A 19,978-nucleotide genomic window follows, 5' to 3' on the forward strand; every position below is an offset into this window, starting at 1 on the left:
GAATACCCGCACAACTCCCCCACGAAAAAACCGTTGTTCAGGATGTTGTGATGCGACAACGTCGCACCCTTCGGAAAACCCGTCGTCCCCGACGTGTACTGAATGTTGATCGCATCATCCGCCGACAACGTCGACTGCACCGATCGGACGCGCTCACGATCGGCCAGGCGCCCCGCATCCAGCAACCGCTGCCAGCTCGGGTCGTCGAAGTACACGACCTCGTCCAGGGCCGCGCACCTGCCGCGCACCTCCTCCACGATGGCCACGTAGTCCGAGCTCTTGAACGACTTGGCCGACACCAGCATCCGAACCCCGGCCTGGTTGAGCACGAACTCCAGCTCGTGCGACCGGTACGCGGGGTTGATGTTGACCAGGATCGCGCCGATCCGCGCCGTCGCGTACTGGGTCAGCGTCCACTCGGCGCGGTTGGGACCCCAGATCCCGACCCGGTCGCCCTTGACGACGCCCGCTTCGAGCAGACCGGCCGCGACGACGTCGACCTCCGCCAGGAACTCCTGATAGGTCCAGCGACGACCCGTGGACACCTCCACCAGCGCGTCCTGGTCGGGGAAGCGGGCGGCCGTGCGTTCGAGGTTCTCCCCGATGGTGTCGCCCAGCAACGGCACGTCCGAAACCCCGGACGCGTAGGACAGCTCGACCGCAGGCACGTTTTCCTCCCGGCAGGTGGCGTGTGTTCGTGACCGCACACAGTAGGGACCGGCAACGTGCCCGCGTTACACCCGAATTGGGGTAGGCCCGGGTGTCACGGCAGCAGCCAGGCGGATCGCGCGCGCACGACGGCCTCGTGCCGGGTGCGCGCCCCGAGCCTGCGCATCGCCGCGCGCAAGTACGCCTTCACCGTCTCGGGCGCGAGCGAAAGCCGTTCCGCCACTTCGACGTTGGTGCAGCCGAGCGCCACCTGCGAGAGGACGTCGATCTCCCGCCGGGACAACCGGAGCTGCGGTGCCGGCGCGGTCTCGCCCGACCGCAGGTCGGTGAGGCGCTGCGCGACCTCGTACATCCGGGTCCGCAGGTTCGCGTCCTCCACCGACCCGGCGATCGCGCACAGCTCGGAGTGCACCGACCGCAGCTCTTCCAGGTCGGCCACGTCGGCGACGTCGGGGCGCCGGGTGGCCGCGACCGCCTCGGCCATCGACATCCGCCGGTCGACCTCGTCGCGGACCGCCAGTTCGGCGGCCAGGCGCCGCCCGGCCGCGACCAGCGAATCCCGCGCCCGGTCACCGACGGCGACCCGCTGGCGGATCGCTCCGTAGAGGACGGCGCGGCACTTCCCGCGCACCCGCACGGGGACCGCGAGCACCGCCGACAGCCGTTCGGCCATGACCGGGCCGTCGTAGTCGTGGGTGATGTGCCGGGCGGCTCCGTAGTCGACGACGCCGATGGGCCTGCCGAACGCCAGCGCCTGGCCGCCGACTCCCCTGCCCTCGTGCACCTCCAGGTCGCGCAGGCGCGTGGTCAAGGTGCCGAAGCACTCGGTGAGCCGGACGCTGGAGCTGGTGACCTCGCCGCCGAAGGCGACCGGGAAGTCCGATTCGGACGACACCGAGCGCAGTTCAGCGCGCAGCGCGTCGCGATCGTCGGGCCGCAGACGCGCTTCGCCGTTCGTCCGGTCGTCAGGTCTCCGCGTCACGGCGCCGTTGCCGTTTCCGCTGCCGGCCATAGTGTCCGTCCTCCATCGGCTGATCGACGCGTTCCGGTTCCGCGCCGAAGACACCCACCCCGTAGTGGCACTGAGTTGCACGACTATACCCGCCATTCGGCCGCTGAAACGATTCCCTCCGCGCACAACACGCCCCGCCTACCCACTTACGGGGGCATCCATACGGGTGGTTGTTCGAGCACTTCGCGTAACGAAATCATGACGCCGGTCACAGCCCCGTACCCCTGACCTCCGGTGATCCGGTTCCGCCTCCTCGGCACTGTCCGTGACCTCCCGATCACCCCATCTCGGGGGTATTGGAAGCGGAATCCGGTCCTGCAACATGACTCGCCAACCGACTCGCAGCGACGAGTACGCACCAGGCGGAAATACCACCGCGACACCGAGTTTCCCGAACCTCGCGACGCTTCCGAACTGACAAGCCCGTCGAAAGGTTGAGCCCCATGCGCTCCAGTCGCACGGACACCACCGCACCCGGCGCCACCAGCCCCAGCAGGCGCCGCTTCCTGGGATACCTGCTGGCGGCGCCCACGCTGGTGGCCGCCGCCGAGCTCGGCGGCGGATCCCTCCTCGGCCCCGCGGCAGCCGCCGCGACCGGCGCGGGCGTTCCACCGACCCCGCAGGTCGCCGACCACGTCGACCTCACCGACGGACTGGTCTACGCCGCGCGCCCCACCGCGAACCTCATCTCCATCCAGCTCAACGAGGACGGCTCGGCCACCTTCGCGCTCCACCGCACCGAGGTCGGTCAGGGCCTGAGCACGGCGATCGCGATGCTCATCGCCGAGGAGCTCGAGTTACCCCTGGAAAAGGTGCACATCACCCTCGCCGACGCCCGGCCCGAGCTGGTGTTCAACCAGCTCACCGGTGGTTCGGCCTCGATCAGCGCGCTGTACTGGCCGGTGCGCACCGCGGCCGCGATCGCCAAGGGCCGGCTGCTGGAGGCCGCGAGCCACGTCCTCGGCGAGCAGGCGGACCTGCTCACCGCCAAGCTCGGGACGATCACCTCGGCGGCGGGCAACGCCATCCCCTACGGCGACCTCGTGCACAAGGCCGCCAGCGACACGACCACCGAGGTCCAGGTGGACCTCAAGCCCGAGTCGGAGTTCAAGGTCGTCGGCAAGCCGACCAGGCGCATCGACGCGCTGGAGGCGGTCACCGGGCGCAAGAAGTTCACCACCGACCTCCAGGTCCCCGGCGCGAAGCCGACGATGGTCTGCCGCCCGCCGACGATCAACGGCACCGTGCGCGCGGTGAACAACATCGACCAGGTGCGCACGATGCCGGGCGTCACCGACGTCGTGCAGATCAGCAGCGGTGTCGCCGTGCGCGGCGAGACCTTCGGCCAGTGCATCGACGCGGTCAACGCGCTGGACGTGTCGTGGGGACCGGGACCGGTCGACGACGAGTCCGACGCGACCGTCGAGCAGAAGCTCAAGGCCGCGACACCGCCCCCGGTGATCCCGCCGACGCCGGCCACCCAGACCTTGGAGCGCCAGTACACCTTCGGCTTCGTCAACGGCAGCGCGCTGGGCGTCAACTCCGCGATCGCCGACGTCCGGCCCGACCGGGCCGAGATCTGGTCGACGGTGAAGGTCCCGATCGTCGCGCAGGCGGCCATCGCCCAAGAGCTCGGGCTCGCGCAGCCCCAGGTGACGGTGCACGTGGTGCCCGGTGGCGGTTCGTTCGGCCGCTGCCTGTTCCACGACGCCGCGTCCGAGGCCGCCGAGATCTCCCAGAAGCTCGGCAAGCCGGTCAAGCTCATGTGGCACCGCGCCGACGACTGCAGGCAGGGCCGCGTCCACCCGATGTCGGTGGGCACGATCCGGGCGTCGTTCACCAACGACGTGATCAGCCTGGAGCAGCACCTCGCCGGTGTGCGCACCGACTTCAGCCACGGCTTCGGCGAAGCGCTGACGTCCACGGCGAGCCGCCTGCCGCTGGGAGGGTACTCGATCTCCGAGGTCATCTTCACGCTGACCACGCCGTCGCTGTACAACTTCGGCGTCACCAAGACGCTGCTGACCGAGACGCACCAGAGCCCGGCCAACAACCAGAAGCGCGGCGGTTTCAACACCGGCAGCACGCGCAACGTGTACTCGCCGGACGTGGCGACCACGAGGGAGCTGTTCGTCGACGAGCTCGCCGAGACGATGGGCATGAACCCGTACGACTTCCGGCGCAAGTACGTCAAGAACGAGAACCTGCTGAAGGTCCTGGACAAGGCCGCTGAGGTCGGCGGGTGGGGGCAGCCCACGCCGGACGGCGTCGGCCACGGGATCGCGCTGCACCACGAGTACAAGAACACGATGGCCTGCTTCGTGGAGATCGACTGCCGCCCGGAGACGGTCAACCGGCCGGTCCGCGACGGGGTCACCGGACCGAGGGTGACGCGGGGCGTGCTCGTCACGATCCCCGGGCACATCGTGGTCAACCCGCTCGGGCTCGAAGCCATGATGCAGGGCGGCTTCATCGACGGTCTCGCGCAGGCGCTGACCGCCAGCGTCCACCTCAACGAGGGCCGCATCGCCGAGGCCAGCTGGGACAACTTCTTCTACTGCCGGCAGTGGAACCTGCCGTTCGAGTTCACGCCGGTGATCCTGCCCGCCGAGGAGAGCGAGATGCCCTCCGGTGGCGGCGAGATGGGCGTCGCTCCCGCGTTCGCGGCCACCGCCTGCGCCTACCGCGCGGCCACCGGCAAGACCCCGACGTACTTCCCGATCAACCACAACGACCCGCTCGCGTTCGAGCCCTACCCGCACGTCCCGCCGTTGCCGCCGTCGCCGACCAACGGCCTGGACCACACCTACTGAGGAGGCAGAATGCCCGAGCACACCTTCAAGCTGAACGGCAAGCAGATCACGGTGGACGTCGAGGACGACGTGCGGCTGCTGTGGGTCATCCGCGACCTGCTCGGCGTCACGGGTCCGAAGTACGGGTGCGGGATCAACGTCTGCAAGGCCTGCACCAGCCACATCAACGGCAAGGCGTTCAACCCCTGCTCGGTGCAGGTCAAGGACGTCGAAGCCTCCGATGAGATCACCACGATCGAGGGCCTGCCGGACACCGTCGGCGAGGAGCTGCACCCCATGCAGGAGGCGTGGCTCGACCACGACGTCGTGCAGTGCGGCTACTGCCAGCCGGGCCAGATCATGGCGGCGGTGGCCAAGGTGAAGCAGGCCCAGGCGAAGGGCCGGGAGATCACCGACGCCGACATCGAGGAGATCCGCAACGTGTGCCGCTGCGGCACCTACTTCCGGATCCGGGAGGCCATCAAGGACGGCTCCACCAGGATGTGACCCCATCGCGAAGGGCCGCGCGCGGTGCGTGCGGCCCTTCGCGAGCGTCAGCGCTGCTCGGCGACGGGTTCCAGGCGGACGATGACGCCCTTGGAGGTCGGCGTGTTGCTGACGTCGGCGACGCTGTCGAGCGGGACGAGCACGTTGGTCTCCGGGTAGTACGCGGCGGCCGACCCCCGCGCCGCCGGGTAGCCGACCACGCGGAAGTTCGCGGCCCGCCGCTCGACCCCGTCGTGCCACACGCTGACGATGTCCACTGCGGAGCGGTCGGCGATGCCGAGCTCCTCGAGGTCCGCGGGGTTGACCATCACGACGCGGCGGGCGTCGTGGATGCCGCGGTAGCGGTCGTCGTTGGCGTACGGGATGGTGTTCCACTGGTCGTGCGAGCGCAGCGATTGCAGGACCAGGTACCCGTCGGGCGCCGAGAGCCACTCGAACTCGTTGGAGCTGAACACCGCCTTGCCGCTCGGCGTGCGGAAATCACCGCTGTTGACCGGGTTCGGCAGCAGGAAGCCGGCCGGGTCGGCCACTCGCCGGTTGAAGTCCTCGAAGTCGGGAACGACGCGGGAGATCCGGTCGCGGATCGCGTCGTAGTTCGCCTCGAACTCCTCCCACGGGATGGCCGGGTCCTCCTCCAACGTCCGGCGGGCCAGCCGGGACAGGATCGCGACCTCGCTGAGCAGCGCCTCCGAAGCGGGTTCGAGTCGGCCGAAGGACGCGTGCACCATGCTCATCGAGTCCTCGACGGTGACGAACTGCTCCACGCCGTTCTGCACGTCCCGGTCGCTGCGACCCAGAGTGGGCAGGATCAGCGCGGTTTCGCCGCACACGGTGTGGGAGCGGTTGAGCTTGGTGGAGATGTGCGCGGTCAGCCGGCACTGGCGCATCGCCTTCTCGGTCACCTCGCTGTCCGGCGAGGCGCGGACGAAGTTGCCCGCCACGCCGAGGAAGAGCCGCGCGCGTCCGTCGAGCATGGCCCGGATGGAGTCCACCGAGTCCCAGCCGTGCTCCTTCGGCGGCGTGAAGCCGAATTCCGCTTCGAGGGAGTCCAGGAAGGACTGCGGGACGCGTTCCCAGATGCCCATGGTGCGGTCGCCCTGGACGTTGCTGTGCCCGCGCACCGGGCACGCACCGGCACCGGGCTTGCCGAGGTTGCCGCGCAGCATCAGGAAGTTGACGATCTCGCGGATGGTGGCGACGCCGTGCTTCTGCTGGGTCAGCCCCATGGCCCAGCAGGCGATGACGCTGTTGCTGGCCAGGACGCGGTCGCGCACCTGCTCGATCTCGGCGCGGGTGAGCCCGGTCGCGGCGTGCACCTCGTCCCAGGACAGCTCCCGCGCCTGGCGGGCGAACTCCTCGAAGCCCGTGGTGTGGGCGCGGAGGAACTCGTGGTCCAGGACGGTGCCGGGGGCGGCGTCCTCGGCTTCGAGCAGCAGCAGGTTCAGCGCCTTGAACAGCGCGAGGTCACCGCCGGGGCGGATCTGCAGGAACTGGTCGGCGATGGCGGTGCCCCGGCCGAGCACGCCGCGGACCTTCTGCGGGTTCTTGAACCGCATCAGCCCGGCCTCGGGCAGCGGGTTGACCGCGACGACCTCGCCGCCGTTGTGCTTGGCGCGTTCCAGCGCGGTGAGCATCCGCGGGTGGTTGGTGCCCGGGTTCTGGCCGATGACGAAGATCAGGTCGGAGTGGTGCAGGTCGTCGAGGCTGACGGTGCCCTTGCCGACTCCGAGCGTCTCCTGCATGGCCGAGCCGCTGGACTCGTGGCACATGTTGCTGCAGTCCGGCAGGTTGTTGGTGCCGTAGGCGCGGGCGAACAGCTGGAGCAGGAACGCGGCTTCGTTGCTGACCCGCCCCGAGGTGTAGAACAGGGCCTCGTTCGGCGAGTCGAGCGAGCGCAGTTCCGCCGCGAGCAGGTCGAGGGCGTCGTCCCAGCTGATCGGCTCGTAGAAGTCCGAGTCGGAGCGCTTGACCACGGGTTCGGTCAGGCGTCCCTGCTGGTTGAGCCAGTAGTCGGACTTCTCGGCGAGCTCGGCGACGGAGTACTGCTGGAAGAACTCGCGGGTGACGCGGTGCGAGGTCGCCTCGTCGTTGACGTGCTTGGCGCCGTTCTCGCAGTACTCGTTCATCGGCCGGTGCTTCGGGTCCGGGTCGGGCCACGCGCAGCCGGGGCAGTCGATTCCCTTGCCCTGGTTGAGGTTCAGCAGCGTCAGCGCGGTCCGGCGCGGCGAGGTCTGGCTGAGCGAGTACTGCAACGCGTGCCCGACCGCCGGCGCCCCGGTGGCCCACGTCTTCGGCGCGGTCACCTTCAGATCGTCGACCGGATCTTCCTTACGACTCATGCTGCGGCCGTTCCCCTGTTCATCCCTCGCGCACCGTTGCGCCACTGTGGAATCGCGACTCCCGCCAGCTAATGCCGATCTCGAACCGAAGTCAAAGAACCGACACCTATGGGTCGATAACCACCTCTTCTCGACCTGCCCCGAAACCCCGAGATTCCGCGAACCAGCAGGTCACAGCACCGCTGCGTCCCACATTCCGATTCCCGCACGAACCCGGACTGTGCCCGGCATCACTCCGGCAACCGACACCCCGCGAGCACGCGCACCCCGATTTCAGTGGAATTCCGGAGTCGGATTTCCACTGAAATCGGGGACGGATTCGCGGGGCCCGGATCGGCGTTACCGAGCCCGCAGGTGCTGTAGCTGCGGAGCACCCGGAGGAAGAGCTGGCGCTGTCGCTGAACGCCGCGTACAGGCTGCCCTTGCCGAGCCCGGTGGCCCGCATCAGGTCTCCAGCGAGGTCGCGGCGCAACCGGCGTCCCAGAACTGATCGCGGACCGCGTTCAGCACCTGCTGCTCGTTCGCCGCAGGCGTCGTCCTCCTCGCCAGCCCGCAGGCCTCCTACGTCACCGGCTCAGCGCTTCGCGCCAGGCCGATTGATCCGCGAAAGATCCGGTGCACGGCGTTAACGATGGTCGTCGGGACTCCTGCGCGCTTGGGCACGCGCGCACGTGAACCGTGCTTCGCGGTCCCGGACCCCGTTGCCCGGGACCGCGAAGCACGTGGGGATCAGCCGGCGAGGGCGCCCGCGATGCTGGCGCACAGCTCGTAGGTGGCCCAGAGCCCGACCCCACCGATGAGGGCGAGGATCGTGGTCTCCCACCACTTGTTGGCGTAACCGTCGGTCATCAGGGAGCGCTTGGTGGTCATCACGATGAGCCCGACGATGATCATGGGCACGGTCAGCACGTTCACCGAGTTGCCGAGCAGGGTGATGATCACCATGCCGGGCATTCCGGGCAGCGAGAACACGATCGGCACGGTCATGATCACCGTGAGGATGGCCCAAAACAACGGGTCGTAGGAGAACGCCTCCTTGTCCGCCACGCCGGCCAGGTCGCGGTGGGCGCGCAGTCGTTCCAACCGATCGGGACGGGACTTGTGCAACGACTCCACGAACATGCGCACGAACACGCGTGGCTGGGTGACGATGTTGTTGAACACGGTGAAGAAGATCGCCAGCCACATGATCGGCGGCCCGGCCGGTCCGATCGCCTTCTCCATCATGCTCGCGAGCCCGTCCGCGGAGGACACGCTTTCGCCGGTCCCGTGCAGGGTCTCGGCCGCGACCACCCACACCGCCAGCACCAGGCCGAACATCACGAAGCTGCCGAAGCGCAGGTCCAGCCGCTGCAACTTGAGATATCCGGGTCCGCGCCAGCCCTTCTCGTGCATCAGGTACGGGTAGAGCAGGTTGGCCGCCGAGCCGCCGACAGCACCGATGAGACCGACCGCTGTGCTCGCCGCCGTGATGTACCCGGCTTCACCGGGTGGCATCTCGAACAGCAACCCGCCGAACAGCTTCGGCACGTCCAGGCCGGTGCCGATCAACGCCAGCAGGAAGCAGACCACGAGCACTGCCATGGTGATCTGGGCGACGATCTCGAGCCCGCGGAAGTGCCCCTTGCGCCGTGCCGCCAGCGCGTAGGCCACGGCGGTGGTGAACACGGCCCACAGCGGGATGCCCCAGCTGCCCAGCGGCAGGATCGGCCGAAATAGGGCGTCGAGCGCGGTCGCCGCGGCCAGGGTCAGGAAGGAGACGTAGACGAACCCGAGCACGCAGGTGGTGGCCCCGATGAACATCGGGAAGCCCTTCCACACCCTGCCGTAGCCGTCCAGGATGGTCTCGTCGCCCACCGAGTTGCACAGCTGGTACTTCGACATCGCCGAGACGATGAAGTACCGGGAGAAGGTGGCGACCACCAGCGTCCAGATCAGCGCGTAGCCGAAGGTGGAGCCGGAGACCGAGGCACTGATGAAATCGCCCGTCCCCAGCCAGGACATCACCACGACGATGCCCGGCCCCATGCTCCTGAGGAAACCGGACCAGGTCTCGGGGGGTCCGGGGTGCTTCACCGCCGCGGTATTCGCGTTGACTTCACTAGCCATGGTTGCTCCGTTGCAAAGGCCGAGTTTCAGCCGCCGAACCAGGAGGGCGACACGCGAACGTGCTTGATGGCCCGGCGGAAGTGGGTGAAGGCGACGTGCAGGTCGCCGTCGTCGGTCTGGGTGATCGAGGGGTAGGACAGCTCTCGGTTGAGGCCGTCGCGGGAGTTGTTGGTCAGGCAGTAGCCGTCGCCGACCTCCACGTCGCGGCGAACCGGCCAGCTGCGCCCGCCGTCGGCGGACAGGGCCACGGTCAGCGGGGCGCGCGGGGCGCCCCAGAACGCGGTTCCGGGCGGTCGGTCCTCCGCCGCGGCTGGGTCGGTGATCGCGTCGCCGTCGATCTCGTCGTAGAGGGAGGCGCGGCGCTCGGTGGCGTCCGCGGCGCTGCTGTGGTTGTAGGCCAGCGCGAGACGCCCATCGCGCAGTGCGGTGATCTGGATCGATGAGTTGTTGTTGGGCAGCTCGGTCGGTTCGGGTTCGCTCCAGGCGATGCCGTCGGTGGACCGGCTGGCGAAGATGGCGTCGGCCTGACGGCGTCGGAACAGCGCGAGCAGTCCTCCCTCGGCCAGGGGCACCACGTTCATGTGCACGCACCCGGTGCTGCCCGGGACCTCGTGGTGCGACCAAGTGGCGCCCTGGTCGTCGGAGACCAGCACCGCGCTGGTGTCCTCGTCTCCGCGCCACCGGCCCGTCTCCGGACGCACGCAGTGGAAGACCGGAAGCAGCCAGCGGCCGGATTCCAGCACCACAACGGGTTGCCGGACGAACACACCACCGGTGTCCGAAGCGGGGACGAGGGTGCGCGGCGAACTCCAGCTGCGTCCCTCGTCAGCGGAGACGACGAGGCGCACCTCGGCGGTGTCCTGGTCCCCGGAGTGCTGCGCGGTGTACAGCAACCAGAGATCGCCACCGGGCGCGGGGAAGAGGACCGGATTCTGCTCGGAGCGCTCGGGGTCGGCCGAAACCTGGACAGGTTCGCTCCAGCGCCCCGCGCGATCGAGGCGGGCGAACCAGACGTTGATGTCGGAGAGCCCTTCCTGCGTCCCGGCGAACCAGGCGCAGCCTAGCTCGCCGCTGGCCAGCGGCATGAGGTTGGCGGCGTGCGATTGCGCGGTGCCCGCGCTCAGGTAGGCCTCGAACCGGCTCGGCTCGACTTCGCGGAGCACGCCGTCGACGATCAGGTCGGTCATGACTTCGCCGCCTCCAAGTGCTCGCCCGCCACCCGTTCCAGGTGCACCAAATCGCAGGCGACGCTGGCGAACGTGTAGCCCTGTTCCAGCCTGCGCGCAGCGGACGCGCCATCGGGCGTGTGGATGCCGGCCGCGATTCCCGCTTCGGCTGCCGCGTCCTTGATGTCCGCCACCGCCTGCTCGAATTCCTCGGCCACGGCCGGGTCGCCCGGGAACGCTCCGCCGACGGCCAAGCACAGGTCCGATGGGCCCACGTAGACGCCGTCGATCCCCTCGGTCGCGCAGATCTCGCGGAGGTTGGCGAGGCCTTGCGGGGTTTCGATCATCGCCAGCAGCACGGTGCTCTCGTCGGCATCAGCCGGGCGCGGTCCGATCCGCAGTCCCGAGCGCATCGGGCCGTAGGAGCGTCGTCCGCGCGGCGGGTAGCGCGTGGCGGCCACGGCCGCACGGGCGTCCTCGGCCGAGTCGACCAGCGGGACGATGATCCCACCCGAACCCGCGTCGAGGGCGTGCCCGATGGCAGCGGGATCGTTGGCTTCCACCCGGGTGAGACCGACGGACCCACCACCGGCGTCGATGGCCATCATGGCGTTGAGCAGCCCGGAGTAGCCGAGCAGGCCGTGCTGGGCGTCGACGGCGACGTAGTCGTAGCCGAGCCGGGCGATGCGCTCGGTGCCGATCGGGTTGTCGAGCACGACCCAGTACCCGACGACCCTCTCGCGGGCGCGCAGCTTGCGCGCGAATTCCGCTGCGGACAAGGGTTTTCCTTTCGTTTGCGACGATCTCAGCGGTTGTATGCGGGCATCGGACCGCGCAGGAGCTCACCGACGGAGTCGCACGCCTCGACCACGTCCGACGGGAGCGGTCCGGCCCCCAGCGCAGCGATGTTGGATTCGAGCTGGTCGACCTTGGAGCCGCCGAGCAGCACGGCCGAGGTGGCCGATTTGCTGAGCACCCAGCGAAGCGAGAGCTCCACCAGTGGGATCGCGGCGTCCTCGGCGACGCTGTGGAGGCGTTCGATCGCACCGAAGAGCCGCTCGTCCCAGTAGCGCTTCCGGTACATCTCGGCGAGCCGCGAGTCTGCGAAGCGTCCCGAGGAGGGATCGCGCTCGAAGCTGTGCCTGCCGGTGAGCAGTCCGCCGGCCAGCGGGTTGTAGACCACGGTCAGCAGACCTGTCGTGTCGGCGAACTCGACGTACTCGTCCTCGACGCGACGGGCCAGCAGGTTGTACAGCTGCTGGGCGATGACCGGGCGCGGTGCGCCGACCTCGTCAGCGACGTGGTTGAGCTCGGCGATCTGCCAGGCGGCGAAGTTGGAGACGCCGAGGGCACCGATCTTCCCCTCGTCGACCAGGCTCGCGACCGTGGTGAGCGTGTCGGCGAGCGAGGCCGCGCGGTCGGGCTGGTGCAGGTAGAACAGGTCGATTCGCTCCGCGCCGAGCCGCGAGAGACTCCCGTCGACGCTGGCCCGCAGGCCCTCGGGCGACAGCGGCGAGTGGTCGCCCGCGTCCGGGTGCGGCATGCCCGCCTTGGTGGCCAGCGAGATGCGGTCGCGCCGAGCCGGTAGGAGCTCACCGAGGATGCGCTCGGTCTCGCCGCCCGCGTATCCGTTGGCCGTGTCCACCGCGGTGATGCCCGCGTCGAGCGCGGTGTCGAGCATCTTCGCCGCTCCGGCAGCATCGACGGTGTCGCCGAACGTCATCGTCCCGAGCACGAGGGACGACATGGGCACCTCGACGCCAGGCACCTCCAAATGCGAAAAGTTCATGCGGGGACTCCTCGGGGGAATGCGGTGGCCACCCGGCCTCGTTGCGTGGATCACCATCGCAGGACTGCGCGTTTCGCGCAATAGCGATGGCGCGAAACACGCAATTCCGCTAGCGTGGCCACCAAGTCGCACGACCGACCCCGGACAAGCCGCAAGCACCGCGCTGAACTACGACGAGGAGCCGGAATTGCTGGAAAACGGACTTCTCGCACTGGCCGACGACCTGTCCGGAGCCGTGGAGACAGCTGCGTGCCTACGAGCCCTCGGCCAGTCCACGACGGTCGAACTCGCGCGGCAGGACTCTTCCCCAACTGCGCACAACGCGCAGTCCGTGGTCGCGGTGGACCTCGACATCCGCTCGCTCCCCGCCGCCACGGCGGGTCGGATCACCTCCACCGCCCTGCGTGGTGCGGGGGACCGCGGCGTTTTCGTCAAGATCGATTCGCAGCTTCGCGGCAACGTCGGCGCGGTGCTGACCGCCGCCGCGGATCGACCGCTGGTCGTCGCACCCGCACTGCCCGCTCTGCACCGGTCCGTGGTCGGCGGTGTCGCGCACCTGCACGGCGTCCCGCTGCACCGCTCGGCCGCGTGGCAGGTCGAGGGCGCGTCTCCGCCGCGCAGCATCGCCGAGGCCCTCGCGCCGCTCCCCTGCCGCACCATCCCGCTGGGGACGGTCCGCTCGGCATCGCTCCGCGCCGCCTTGGCCGAATGCATCGCCACGGATGAGGTTCCGATCTGCGACGGTGAGGTGGACGCCGACCTCGACGCCGTGGTGGCCGCAGCTCCGGATGGGGCTCGACTGGCCGGTTCAGGTGGCCTGGCCGCGGCCATCGGGCGCACCGCGCCAGCACCCGCCGACGAAACTCCGATCACAGCAACGGGAAACCCGCTGCTCCTCGTGGTCGGAACGGCTTCACCCGAGGCCGCCGGGCAGTTGCGCGTCGCCGAGCTGCGCGGAATGCGCACCGTGACCTGCGGCACCGCCGACCTCGTCGGTCAGGGCATCAGCGAGTCCGCTCTCTCCCGCGCGCTCGTCGCACTCGAACGCGGACCGACCGCCCTGCGCATCGACCCGTCCGAGCCGGTCGCACCCGGGTGGTCGCGAAAACTGGCCCGGGGGCTGGCTTCCACTGCCGCGGGTGTCGTCGAACGCCAACCCGGCCCGGTCGACGTCGTTCTCACCGGCGGTGAGACCGCTCGGCTGGTGCTCGACGCGCTCGGCGTGCGCACGCTGGTCCCGGTCGGCCAGATCCACCACGGTGCCGTGCACAGCCGCACCCCCGCCGGTACGTCCGTGGTGACGCGTCCCGGCAGCTTCGGCGAGAGCGACAGCCTCGCCCGGATCGTTGAACACCTCCGTCCCGCTGTAATCGAAAGGTCGCCCAAGTGAACAGTGCCTCCACCACACCCGTGATCGCCGTGACGATGGGCGACGGGGCCGGAATCGGGCCCGAGGTCACCGTCGGGGCGCTCCTCGACGAGGCCACCGCCGGTCGGTGCCGTCCCATCGTGATCGGCGACGCCGGCCGCTTGCGGAAAGCCGCCCGCATTCTCGGTGTCGACACCGAGGTGGTCGCGGTCGACTCCGTCGACGACGCGGTCTTCACCCCGGGCCGGATCAACGTCATCGACCTCGGCCTGCTGCCCGCTGACCTCCCGTGGGGCGCGGTGTCCTCGGTCGCCGGTGACGCCGCCTACCACTACATCCGGGTGGCGAGCGAGCTGGCGACGAGCGGTGCGGCGCAGGCCATCTGCACCGCACCCCTGAACAAGGAGGCGCTGCACGCCGCCGGGCACGTCTTCCCGGGCCACACCGAGCTGCTCGCGCACCTCACCGGCACCGGCGAGGTGTCGATGATGCTGGCGACCCCGGCGATGAAGGTCATCCACGTGACCACCCACATCGGGCTGATCGACGCCGTCGCCGCGATCGAGCCCGGCATCGTCGAGCGCACCGTGCGCCGCGGTGACCGAACGCTGCGCGACTCGGGCATCGAGTTCCCGCGCATCGGCGTCTGCGGCATCAACCCGCATGCCGGCGAGAACGGCCTGTTCGGCTACGGCGAGGAGGACGAGAAGATCGTCCCCGCGCTGGAGAAGCTGCGCGCCGACGGCATCGACGCCCAGGGCCCGCTGCCCGCCGACACCGCGTTCTTCCTCGCCACGCGTGGCGAGTACGACCTCATCGTCGCGATGTACCACGACCAGGGCCATGGGCCGGTGAAGGTGCTCGGCATCGAGACCGGCGTGAACATCACCGTCGGCCTGCCCGTCATCCGAACCTCGGTCGACCACGGCACGGCCTTCGACATCGCGGGTACCGGCAAGGCAAGCAGCGAAAGCATGGTCGAAGCCATCCGCCAGGCCGCGAACCTGTGCGCGTGAGCTGAACGGGGGACGAAGCGATGTCCTACGGTGCACGGGAGCGCAGGGCCGCGATCCTGCGCTTGGCCGGCTCCTCAGGTTTGACCAGCGTCGACGAACTGTCGAGCACGTTCGGAGTGACGGCTTCGACGATCCGGCGAGACCTCGCGCAGCTGCAGGCCGCAGGCAGGCTGGCCCGGACCTACGGCGGCGCGATGCCGCTGGCGCACGAAGCGTCACTGCGGCAGCGCAACGGCGAGGCGACCGAAGCCAAGCAGGCCATCGCCCGTTGGGCGGCCGATCAGGTGCAGTCCGGCGAAACCGTTCTGCTCGACTCCGGCAGCACCACCACGGCCCTCGCCCGCGAGCTGTCGCACCGCAGCGACCTGGTGGTCGTCACCACGGCGATCACGGTGCTTCACGAGCTCGCCCACGCAGATCTGCACGTCGAATGCCTGGGCGGGGCGTTGCGGCAGCTCAGCCAGGGGTTCGTCGGTCCGCTGACCGAGGCCGCCCTGGAACGCCGGACGTTCGACCGCGCGTTCCTGGGCGCCGACGGCGTCACCGCCGAGCACGGCATCTGCGAGGCGGATCTGGAGCAGACCCGCCTCAAGGAACTCATGGCGCAGCGAGCCGACCACGTCTACGTCCTGGTGCACGCCGACAAGCTCGGCCAGCGGCCCTTCCGCGCGCACACCCCGTTGAGCCCGCAGTGGACCCTCGTCACCGACGACTCGGTCAGCCCCGGGACCTCAGCCCACTTCCACGCCCAGGGCCTCAACGTGGTCGTCGCCTCAATCAGCTCGCCTTCGGGGTGAGGACGACCGGGAGGGTGCGCGGGGCGTGGACGTGGACGCTGCGGCGGTAGGTGAGCTCGGACGGGTCGGCGACGACGCGCAGGTTCGGGTGGCGGCGGAACAGGGCCTCCAGGGCGACTTCGCCCTCCAAGCGCACCAGGGCCGCGCCGAGGCAGCGGTGGATGCCGTGGCCGAAGGCGACGTGGCCGCCGGTGTCGCGGTCGGGGTCCAGGACGTCCGGATCCGGGTAGCGGTCCGGGTCGCGGTTGGCCGCGCCGGTGGACAGCGTCACCGACTCGCCCCTGGCGATCTTCACCCCGCCGATCTCCACGTCCTCGGTGGCGAAGCGCAACGAGGCGTTGAGCGCCGGTGACAGCCAGCGCAGCAGCTCCTCGACCAGCGAGGGCACCTTCGCGGGGTCGGCGAGGCGGGCGCGGGCGGAGTCGTCGTCGACCAGCGCCCGGACGCTGTTGGTGATGAACACGGCGGTCGTCTCGTGGCCCGCCATCAGCAGCAGCATGGCCATCGCGACGATCTCCAGGTCGGAGAGCCGGTCGCCCTCGTCGGAGGCGGAGATCAGCGCGGACAGCAGGGCGTCGTCGGGCGCGGCACGCTTGGCGGCGACCAGACCTTCCAGGTAGGTGGCCATCTGCGCGGACGCTCGGGCGAGCTCGTCGTCCGGGCACTCGTCGATGAGCACTGTGGACAGTCGGGCGAACTCCTCGCGGTCGATCTCCGGGACGCCCAGGAGTTCGCTGATCACCACCATCGGCAGCACGATCGCGAAGCGGGCCACCAGGTCGACCGGTTCGTCCTGCGGCAGCTCCGCCAGCAGTTCCTCGGCGAGGGATTCCACGCGCGGGCGCAGCGTGGCGATGCGGCGGGCGGTGAACGCCTGGGTGACCAGGCTGCGCAACCGGGTGTGCTCCGGCGGGTCGAGCGAGGTCAGCATGTGCGACATCGGGGCGGGCAGCCCGGGCGGGGCGGAGGCGCGCTCCTCGGCGGGCAGGCTGGAGCGCCAGTCCTTGGCCAGGCGTTCGTCGGTGAGCCCGGCCTTCACCTCGTCGTAGCGGGTGACCAGCCAGCTGCGCCCGCCCTCGAAGTCGACCTCCTGGACGGGGCAGGTCCGGCGCGCTTCGGCGAAGGCCGCGTGCGGGTCCTGCCAGTACTGCTCGGTGAAGGAATCCTTCTGCGTCGCACCGGTCATCGGGTTCTCCATTCCGTGAAGTGCCGCGGTCAGCGCAGGGCGTCGCGGTAGCGGCCGAGCGCGCGCAGCGCCATGCCCTGCGCCAGCGCCGGGTTGCTGTAGCGGCTGACGTGCCGGACGTACTCGTTGACGCTCTCCGAAGGCCATCCGCCGCCGGGTTCGCGCTGGTCGAGCAGCCAGTTCAGCCCGTCGCGCACCGACTCCGGGGAGGCGCCGGCGGCGAGCAGCCCCGAGATCGCCCAGCCGGTCTCCTCGACGGTGGCGGGCGCGCCGTGCCCGTCGCCCCACGAGCCGTCGGCGTGGCGGGCCTGCTCAAGCCACGCCTTCGCGCGCCGAGCCGGTTCCTCCTCGGCGCGACCCGCCTTGGAGAAGGTTTCGAGCACGGCGGCGGTGGCCATCGTGTGGTGGCGGTACCAGACCGATTCGAACGAGCCGTCCGGCAGCTGGGCCTGGGCGAGCCAGCTCAGCGCGCGGCGAACCCTGCGGTCGTCGGCCGGGATTCCGGAGTCCAGCAGCGCGTCGACGGCCTGCACGGTGGTCATCGGGCACGGCCCGCTGTTGGCGACCTTGGTGTTGCGCACGCACAGCCCCCACGAGCCGCGCGAGTCCTGCAGCCGGGTCAGCCAGTCCACACCCAGCTCGATCGACTTCGCCTGCGCGTCACCGGGCATCCGGCACAGCACGGACAGGATCTCGCTGGTCTCCAGCGTCGACGGCCAGCCCGCGGTCCCGGCCCAGCCCCAGTAGCCGGGCGGGCAGCCGAAGGCCAGGAACGGCCGGTGCTGCTGCAACCGCACGAACAGCTCGGTGGACGCCGCCAGCCTCGGGTCGTCGGCGTAGCCGGCTTCGGCGAGACCGCGCGCGGCGTACATGGTCCACGCCGCGTCGAGCGGGCCGGTCTGCCACCACCCGTCGGGGTCCATGGTCGTGCGGAACCACTTCACCGCGGCGTCGACGAGGTCCGGCGCCAGCTCCGCGCGGGCCAGCCCGGTGCACACCAGTCCGGTGACCCAGGCGTTCTCGCACCAGGCACCGGTCGAGCCCTCGTGCTCGTGGACCTGCCGGATCGCCTTGAGCGCGTTGGCCTCTCCCAGCTTGGCCAGCAGGCGGTGGAAGCGGTTGAGCGGCTTGTGCTTGGCCTGGGCCAGGCCCAGCGCGAACGCCATCGGGATCCGCAGGTCGAACAGCTTGCGGTACAGGCTCGGGACGAGCGCCACTTCCAGCGGGAACCGGCGCATCTCCTCGTGCGACAGCCAGCCGACGAAGCCGTAGTACTGGCGGCACCACGAGACGACCTCGGGGTGCGGAATCGCGTCCAGGCCACCGAAGTCGGCCATCCAGCGCTGACCGGATCTCACGGCCTCGGCGCTGCCCTCCGGGTCCACCAGGTGCAGCACCGCCGAGCTCACCGCCGTCGGCCCGGCTTCGCTGTCCAGCCCCGGCACCATCGCCCAGCCGCCGTCGGCGTTCTGGGTGCGCCGCAGCCATCCGGCACCGGCCTCGATCAGGTCGGCGCTGTCCCGCGGGTCGGCGTGGTGCAGCGCGGACAGCGCGCCGACCGTGCCCAGCGTGGAGGTCAGGTTGTCCTCGCAGTAGTCGAACACGCCGTCGGCGCGCTGGGCGAGGAACAGCGCCTCCGCGCCCTCGCTGATCGCCTGGTCGAGGACGTCGGGCTCGGGCTGCACCGTCGTCATGCGGATTCCTCCAGTCCGACCGCGCACGAACCGGGCACGGCCTCCTCCTCAAGGATGTCGCCGAATGCGCGGCTGCGGATCGCTTGATGAGATTCGTTGCCCGCTGGACCGTTTCGGCTGGCCGGACTCTACGCGAGCAGATCGCGTTTCGACCATATCCGCAGACCTGCCACGACGAATTTCCACGAGATTCCGGCAATTTCCCGGATAGCCGGTAAATTCTCGCCCCGCCCACGGTGAACCGTTCTCGACCCCGCGGACGTGATCTTCGGATTTTCCCGGTATTCCCGAGAACGGGTTTCTGATAAGCCTTTTCTCAGCGACGATTCGTTGACAAGCGCGAGGACGAGGAATGAAGATCGTCCTCGTCAGGCCATCGGCGAGAGAAGGACGCACTCGGACCCGCCGGTCCGTTCCGCCTGATTCCGGTCTTCCAACTTCCGCGTCGAGCCCGCGCGCTCGCCGGAACAATGCGTGCGCACGTCAGGAACGGAGATCAGCCTGTGCCCACCATTCGGCACCAGTTGTCCCTCAACGAGAACTTCGCGGCACCCCTGCCCGGCGTGCGCGAGGCCATCGTGCACAGCTCCGACCGGGCCAACCTGACGCTCGACGCGATGTCGGCGGGGCTGACGCGCACCATCGCCGAGCACGTCGGGCTGGACTCCACCGAGGTGTTCGTCGGCCCGGGTTCGGGGGCGCTGCTCCAGCAGTTCCTCACGACCTTCGCCGGTGGCGGCGAGATCGTCCACGCCTGGCCCTCGTTCGAGATGTACCCGCTGCTGGTGCGCTGCGCAGGCGCGACGCCGGTCGCGGTGCCGCTGCGCGATGACGCCCACGACCTGGCCGCGATGGCCGACGCCGTCACCGACCGCACCAAGATCGTGCTGCTGTGCAACCCGAACAACCCGACGGGCACGGTGTTCGGGGACGACGAGGTGCGCGCGTTCCTCGACCGGATCCCCTCGGGCGTGCGGGTTCTCATCGACGAGGCCTACGCGGACTTCGCCGATCGGTCCGCGATCGCCCGCGGCATCGATCTGGCCGCCGAGGACCCCCGGGTGTCGGTGGTGCGCACGTTCTCCAAGTCCCACGGGCTGCTGGGGCTGCGGGTCGGCTACCTCGTCGCCAACGAGGCGGTGGTCAGCGCGCTCACGCCGGGCTCGTACTTCTTCCGGGTCAGCACCGTGGCGCAGGACGCCGCGCTGGCCGCGCTGCGGGCCGAGGACGTCATGCGCGAGCAGTGCGCGGAGGTCGCCGCGCAGCGCGACCGGGTGCACACCGGGTTCACCGGGCTGGGCCTGGACGTCCCGCGAAGCCACGGCAACTTCCACTGGCTGCGCTTCGGCGAGGCCAACGACGAGTTCGTGCGGTTCTGCGACGAGTTCGGCGTGCAGGTGCGCACTCTCGCCGACGGCGCCGGCGTCCGGGTGACCGTCGGCACCGCCGAGGCCAACGATCTGGTGCTGGACCTGACCCGGCGCTTCCTCGCCGGTGACAGGGCCGGCGCCCCGCAAACGGGTAGCGCGTGAG

15 protein-coding genes are annotated in these 19,978 nt (G+C 69.8%); 6 read left to right on the top strand and 9 right to left on the bottom strand.

Annotated elements, in window-relative coordinates; translation table 11 throughout:
- Positions 1-668 (bottom strand): AMP-binding protein (locus tag KBO27_RS31010; protein WP_210973413.1); only part of this gene is annotated, 668 nt, incomplete at its 3' end.
- A 95-nt stretch (positions 669-763) separates the two neighbouring features.
- Positions 764-1,681, bottom strand: coding sequence for a response regulator transcription factor (locus KBO27_RS31015; protein ID WP_210973414.1), 918 nt, complete (start codon positions 1,679-1,681; stop codon positions 764-766).
- 443 nt (positions 1,682-2,124) lie between these two features.
- Here KBO27_RS31015 and KBO27_RS31020 point away from each other — a divergent pair, with 443 nt between their 5' ends.
- Together KBO27_RS31020 and KBO27_RS31025 are read left to right on the top strand one after the other, a co-directional pair.
- Positions 2,125-4,494 (top strand): molybdopterin cofactor-binding domain-containing protein, encoded by a 2,370-nt coding sequence (locus tag KBO27_RS31020; protein WP_210973415.1) that lies wholly within the window; start codon positions 2,125-2,127, stop codon positions 4,492-4,494.
- Between the two features lie 9 nt (positions 4,495-4,503).
- Positions 4,504-4,980, top strand: coding sequence for a (2Fe-2S)-binding protein (locus tag KBO27_RS31025; RefSeq protein WP_132677935.1), 477 nt, complete (start codon positions 4,504-4,506; stop codon positions 4,978-4,980).
- A 47-nt stretch (positions 4,981-5,027) separates the two neighbouring features.
- Here the strand turns inward: KBO27_RS31025 and KBO27_RS31030 are convergent, their stop codons facing one another.
- The 5 genes from KBO27_RS31030 to KBO27_RS31050 form a co-directional block, all read right to left on the bottom strand.
- Positions 5,028-7,319 carry an FdhF/YdeP family oxidoreductase gene (locus KBO27_RS31030; protein ID WP_210973416.1) on the bottom strand — a complete coding sequence of 764 codons (2,292 nt, stop codon included), beginning with the start codon at positions 7,317-7,319 and terminating at the stop codon, positions 5,028-5,030.
- A gap of 729 nt (positions 7,320-8,048) precedes the next feature.
- Positions 8,049-9,428 (bottom strand): Nramp family divalent metal transporter, encoded by a 1,380-nt coding sequence (locus tag KBO27_RS31035; protein ID WP_210973417.1) that lies wholly within the window; start codon positions 9,426-9,428, stop codon positions 8,049-8,051.
- A gap of 26 nt (positions 9,429-9,454) precedes the next feature.
- On the bottom strand, positions 9,455-10,615 hold the full coding sequence (locus KBO27_RS31040) for a sialidase family protein (RefSeq protein WP_210973418.1): 1,161 nt from the start codon (positions 10,613-10,615) through the stop codon (positions 9,455-9,457).
- Complete coding sequence (locus KBO27_RS31045) at positions 10,612-11,373, bottom strand: HpcH/HpaI aldolase family protein (protein ID WP_210973419.1); 762 nt, start codon at positions 11,371-11,373, stop codon at positions 10,612-10,614. The genes KBO27_RS31040 and KBO27_RS31045 overlap by 4 nt, the downstream gene beginning before the upstream one ends.
- 26 nt (positions 11,374-11,399) lie before the next feature.
- The gene (locus KBO27_RS31050) at positions 11,400-12,383 is read right to left on the bottom strand and encodes an aldo/keto reductase (protein ID WP_210973420.1); all 984 of its coding nucleotides are present in this window, start codon (positions 12,381-12,383) and stop codon (positions 11,400-11,402) included.
- A 187-nt stretch (positions 12,384-12,570) separates the two neighbouring features.
- Here KBO27_RS31050 and KBO27_RS31055 point away from each other — a divergent pair, with 187 nt between their 5' ends.
- Genes KBO27_RS31055 through KBO27_RS31065 form a run of 3 tightly spaced genes read left to right on the top strand, consistent with a single transcriptional unit; the run spans position 12,571 to position 15,565 of the window.
- A complete protein-coding gene (locus KBO27_RS31055) occupies positions 12,571-13,773 on the top strand; it encodes a four-carbon acid sugar kinase family protein (protein ID WP_210973421.1) in 1,203 nt (400 codons plus the stop codon).
- Entirely contained in the window at positions 13,770-14,768 is a 999-nt protein-coding gene (pdxA, locus tag KBO27_RS31060; RefSeq protein WP_307870717.1) for a 4-hydroxythreonine-4-phosphate dehydrogenase PdxA, read from the top strand. Before KBO27_RS31055 ends, pdxA begins: the two co-directional genes overlap by 4 nt.
- 20 nt (positions 14,769-14,788) lie before the next feature.
- Positions 14,789-15,565: a DeoR/GlpR family DNA-binding transcription regulator gene (locus tag KBO27_RS31065; RefSeq protein WP_210973422.1), complete on the top strand. Its 777-nt coding sequence runs from the start codon at positions 14,789-14,791 to the stop codon at positions 15,563-15,565.
- On the opposite strand, the gene KBO27_RS31070 is transcribed toward KBO27_RS31065, so the two are convergent.
- Together KBO27_RS31070 and KBO27_RS31075 are read right to left on the bottom strand one after the other, a co-directional pair.
- Positions 15,546-16,751, bottom strand: coding sequence for a cytochrome P450 family protein (locus KBO27_RS31070; protein ID WP_246538599.1), 1,206 nt, complete (start codon positions 16,749-16,751; stop codon positions 15,546-15,548). The two genes, KBO27_RS31065 and KBO27_RS31070, sit on opposite strands and share 20 nt — an antisense overlap.
- 29 nt (positions 16,752-16,780) lie before the next feature.
- Positions 16,781-18,445 carry a prenyltransferase/squalene oxidase repeat-containing protein gene (locus KBO27_RS31075; protein WP_210973424.1) on the bottom strand — a complete coding sequence of 555 codons (1,665 nt, stop codon included), beginning with the start codon at positions 18,443-18,445 and terminating at the stop codon, positions 16,781-16,783.
- 503 nt (positions 18,446-18,948) lie between these two features.
- Here KBO27_RS31075 and KBO27_RS31080 point away from each other — a divergent pair.
- Complete coding sequence (locus KBO27_RS31080) at positions 18,949-19,977, top strand: aminotransferase class I/II-fold pyridoxal phosphate-dependent enzyme (protein WP_307870718.1); 1,029 nt, start codon at positions 18,949-18,951, stop codon at positions 19,975-19,977.
- The last annotated feature ends 1 nt before the right edge of the window (position 19,978 follow it).

The organism is Saccharopolyspora endophytica, from assembly GCF_018070075.1.
Classification (GTDB): Bacteria; Actinomycetota; Actinomycetes; order Mycobacteriales; family Pseudonocardiaceae; genus Saccharopolyspora; species Saccharopolyspora endophytica.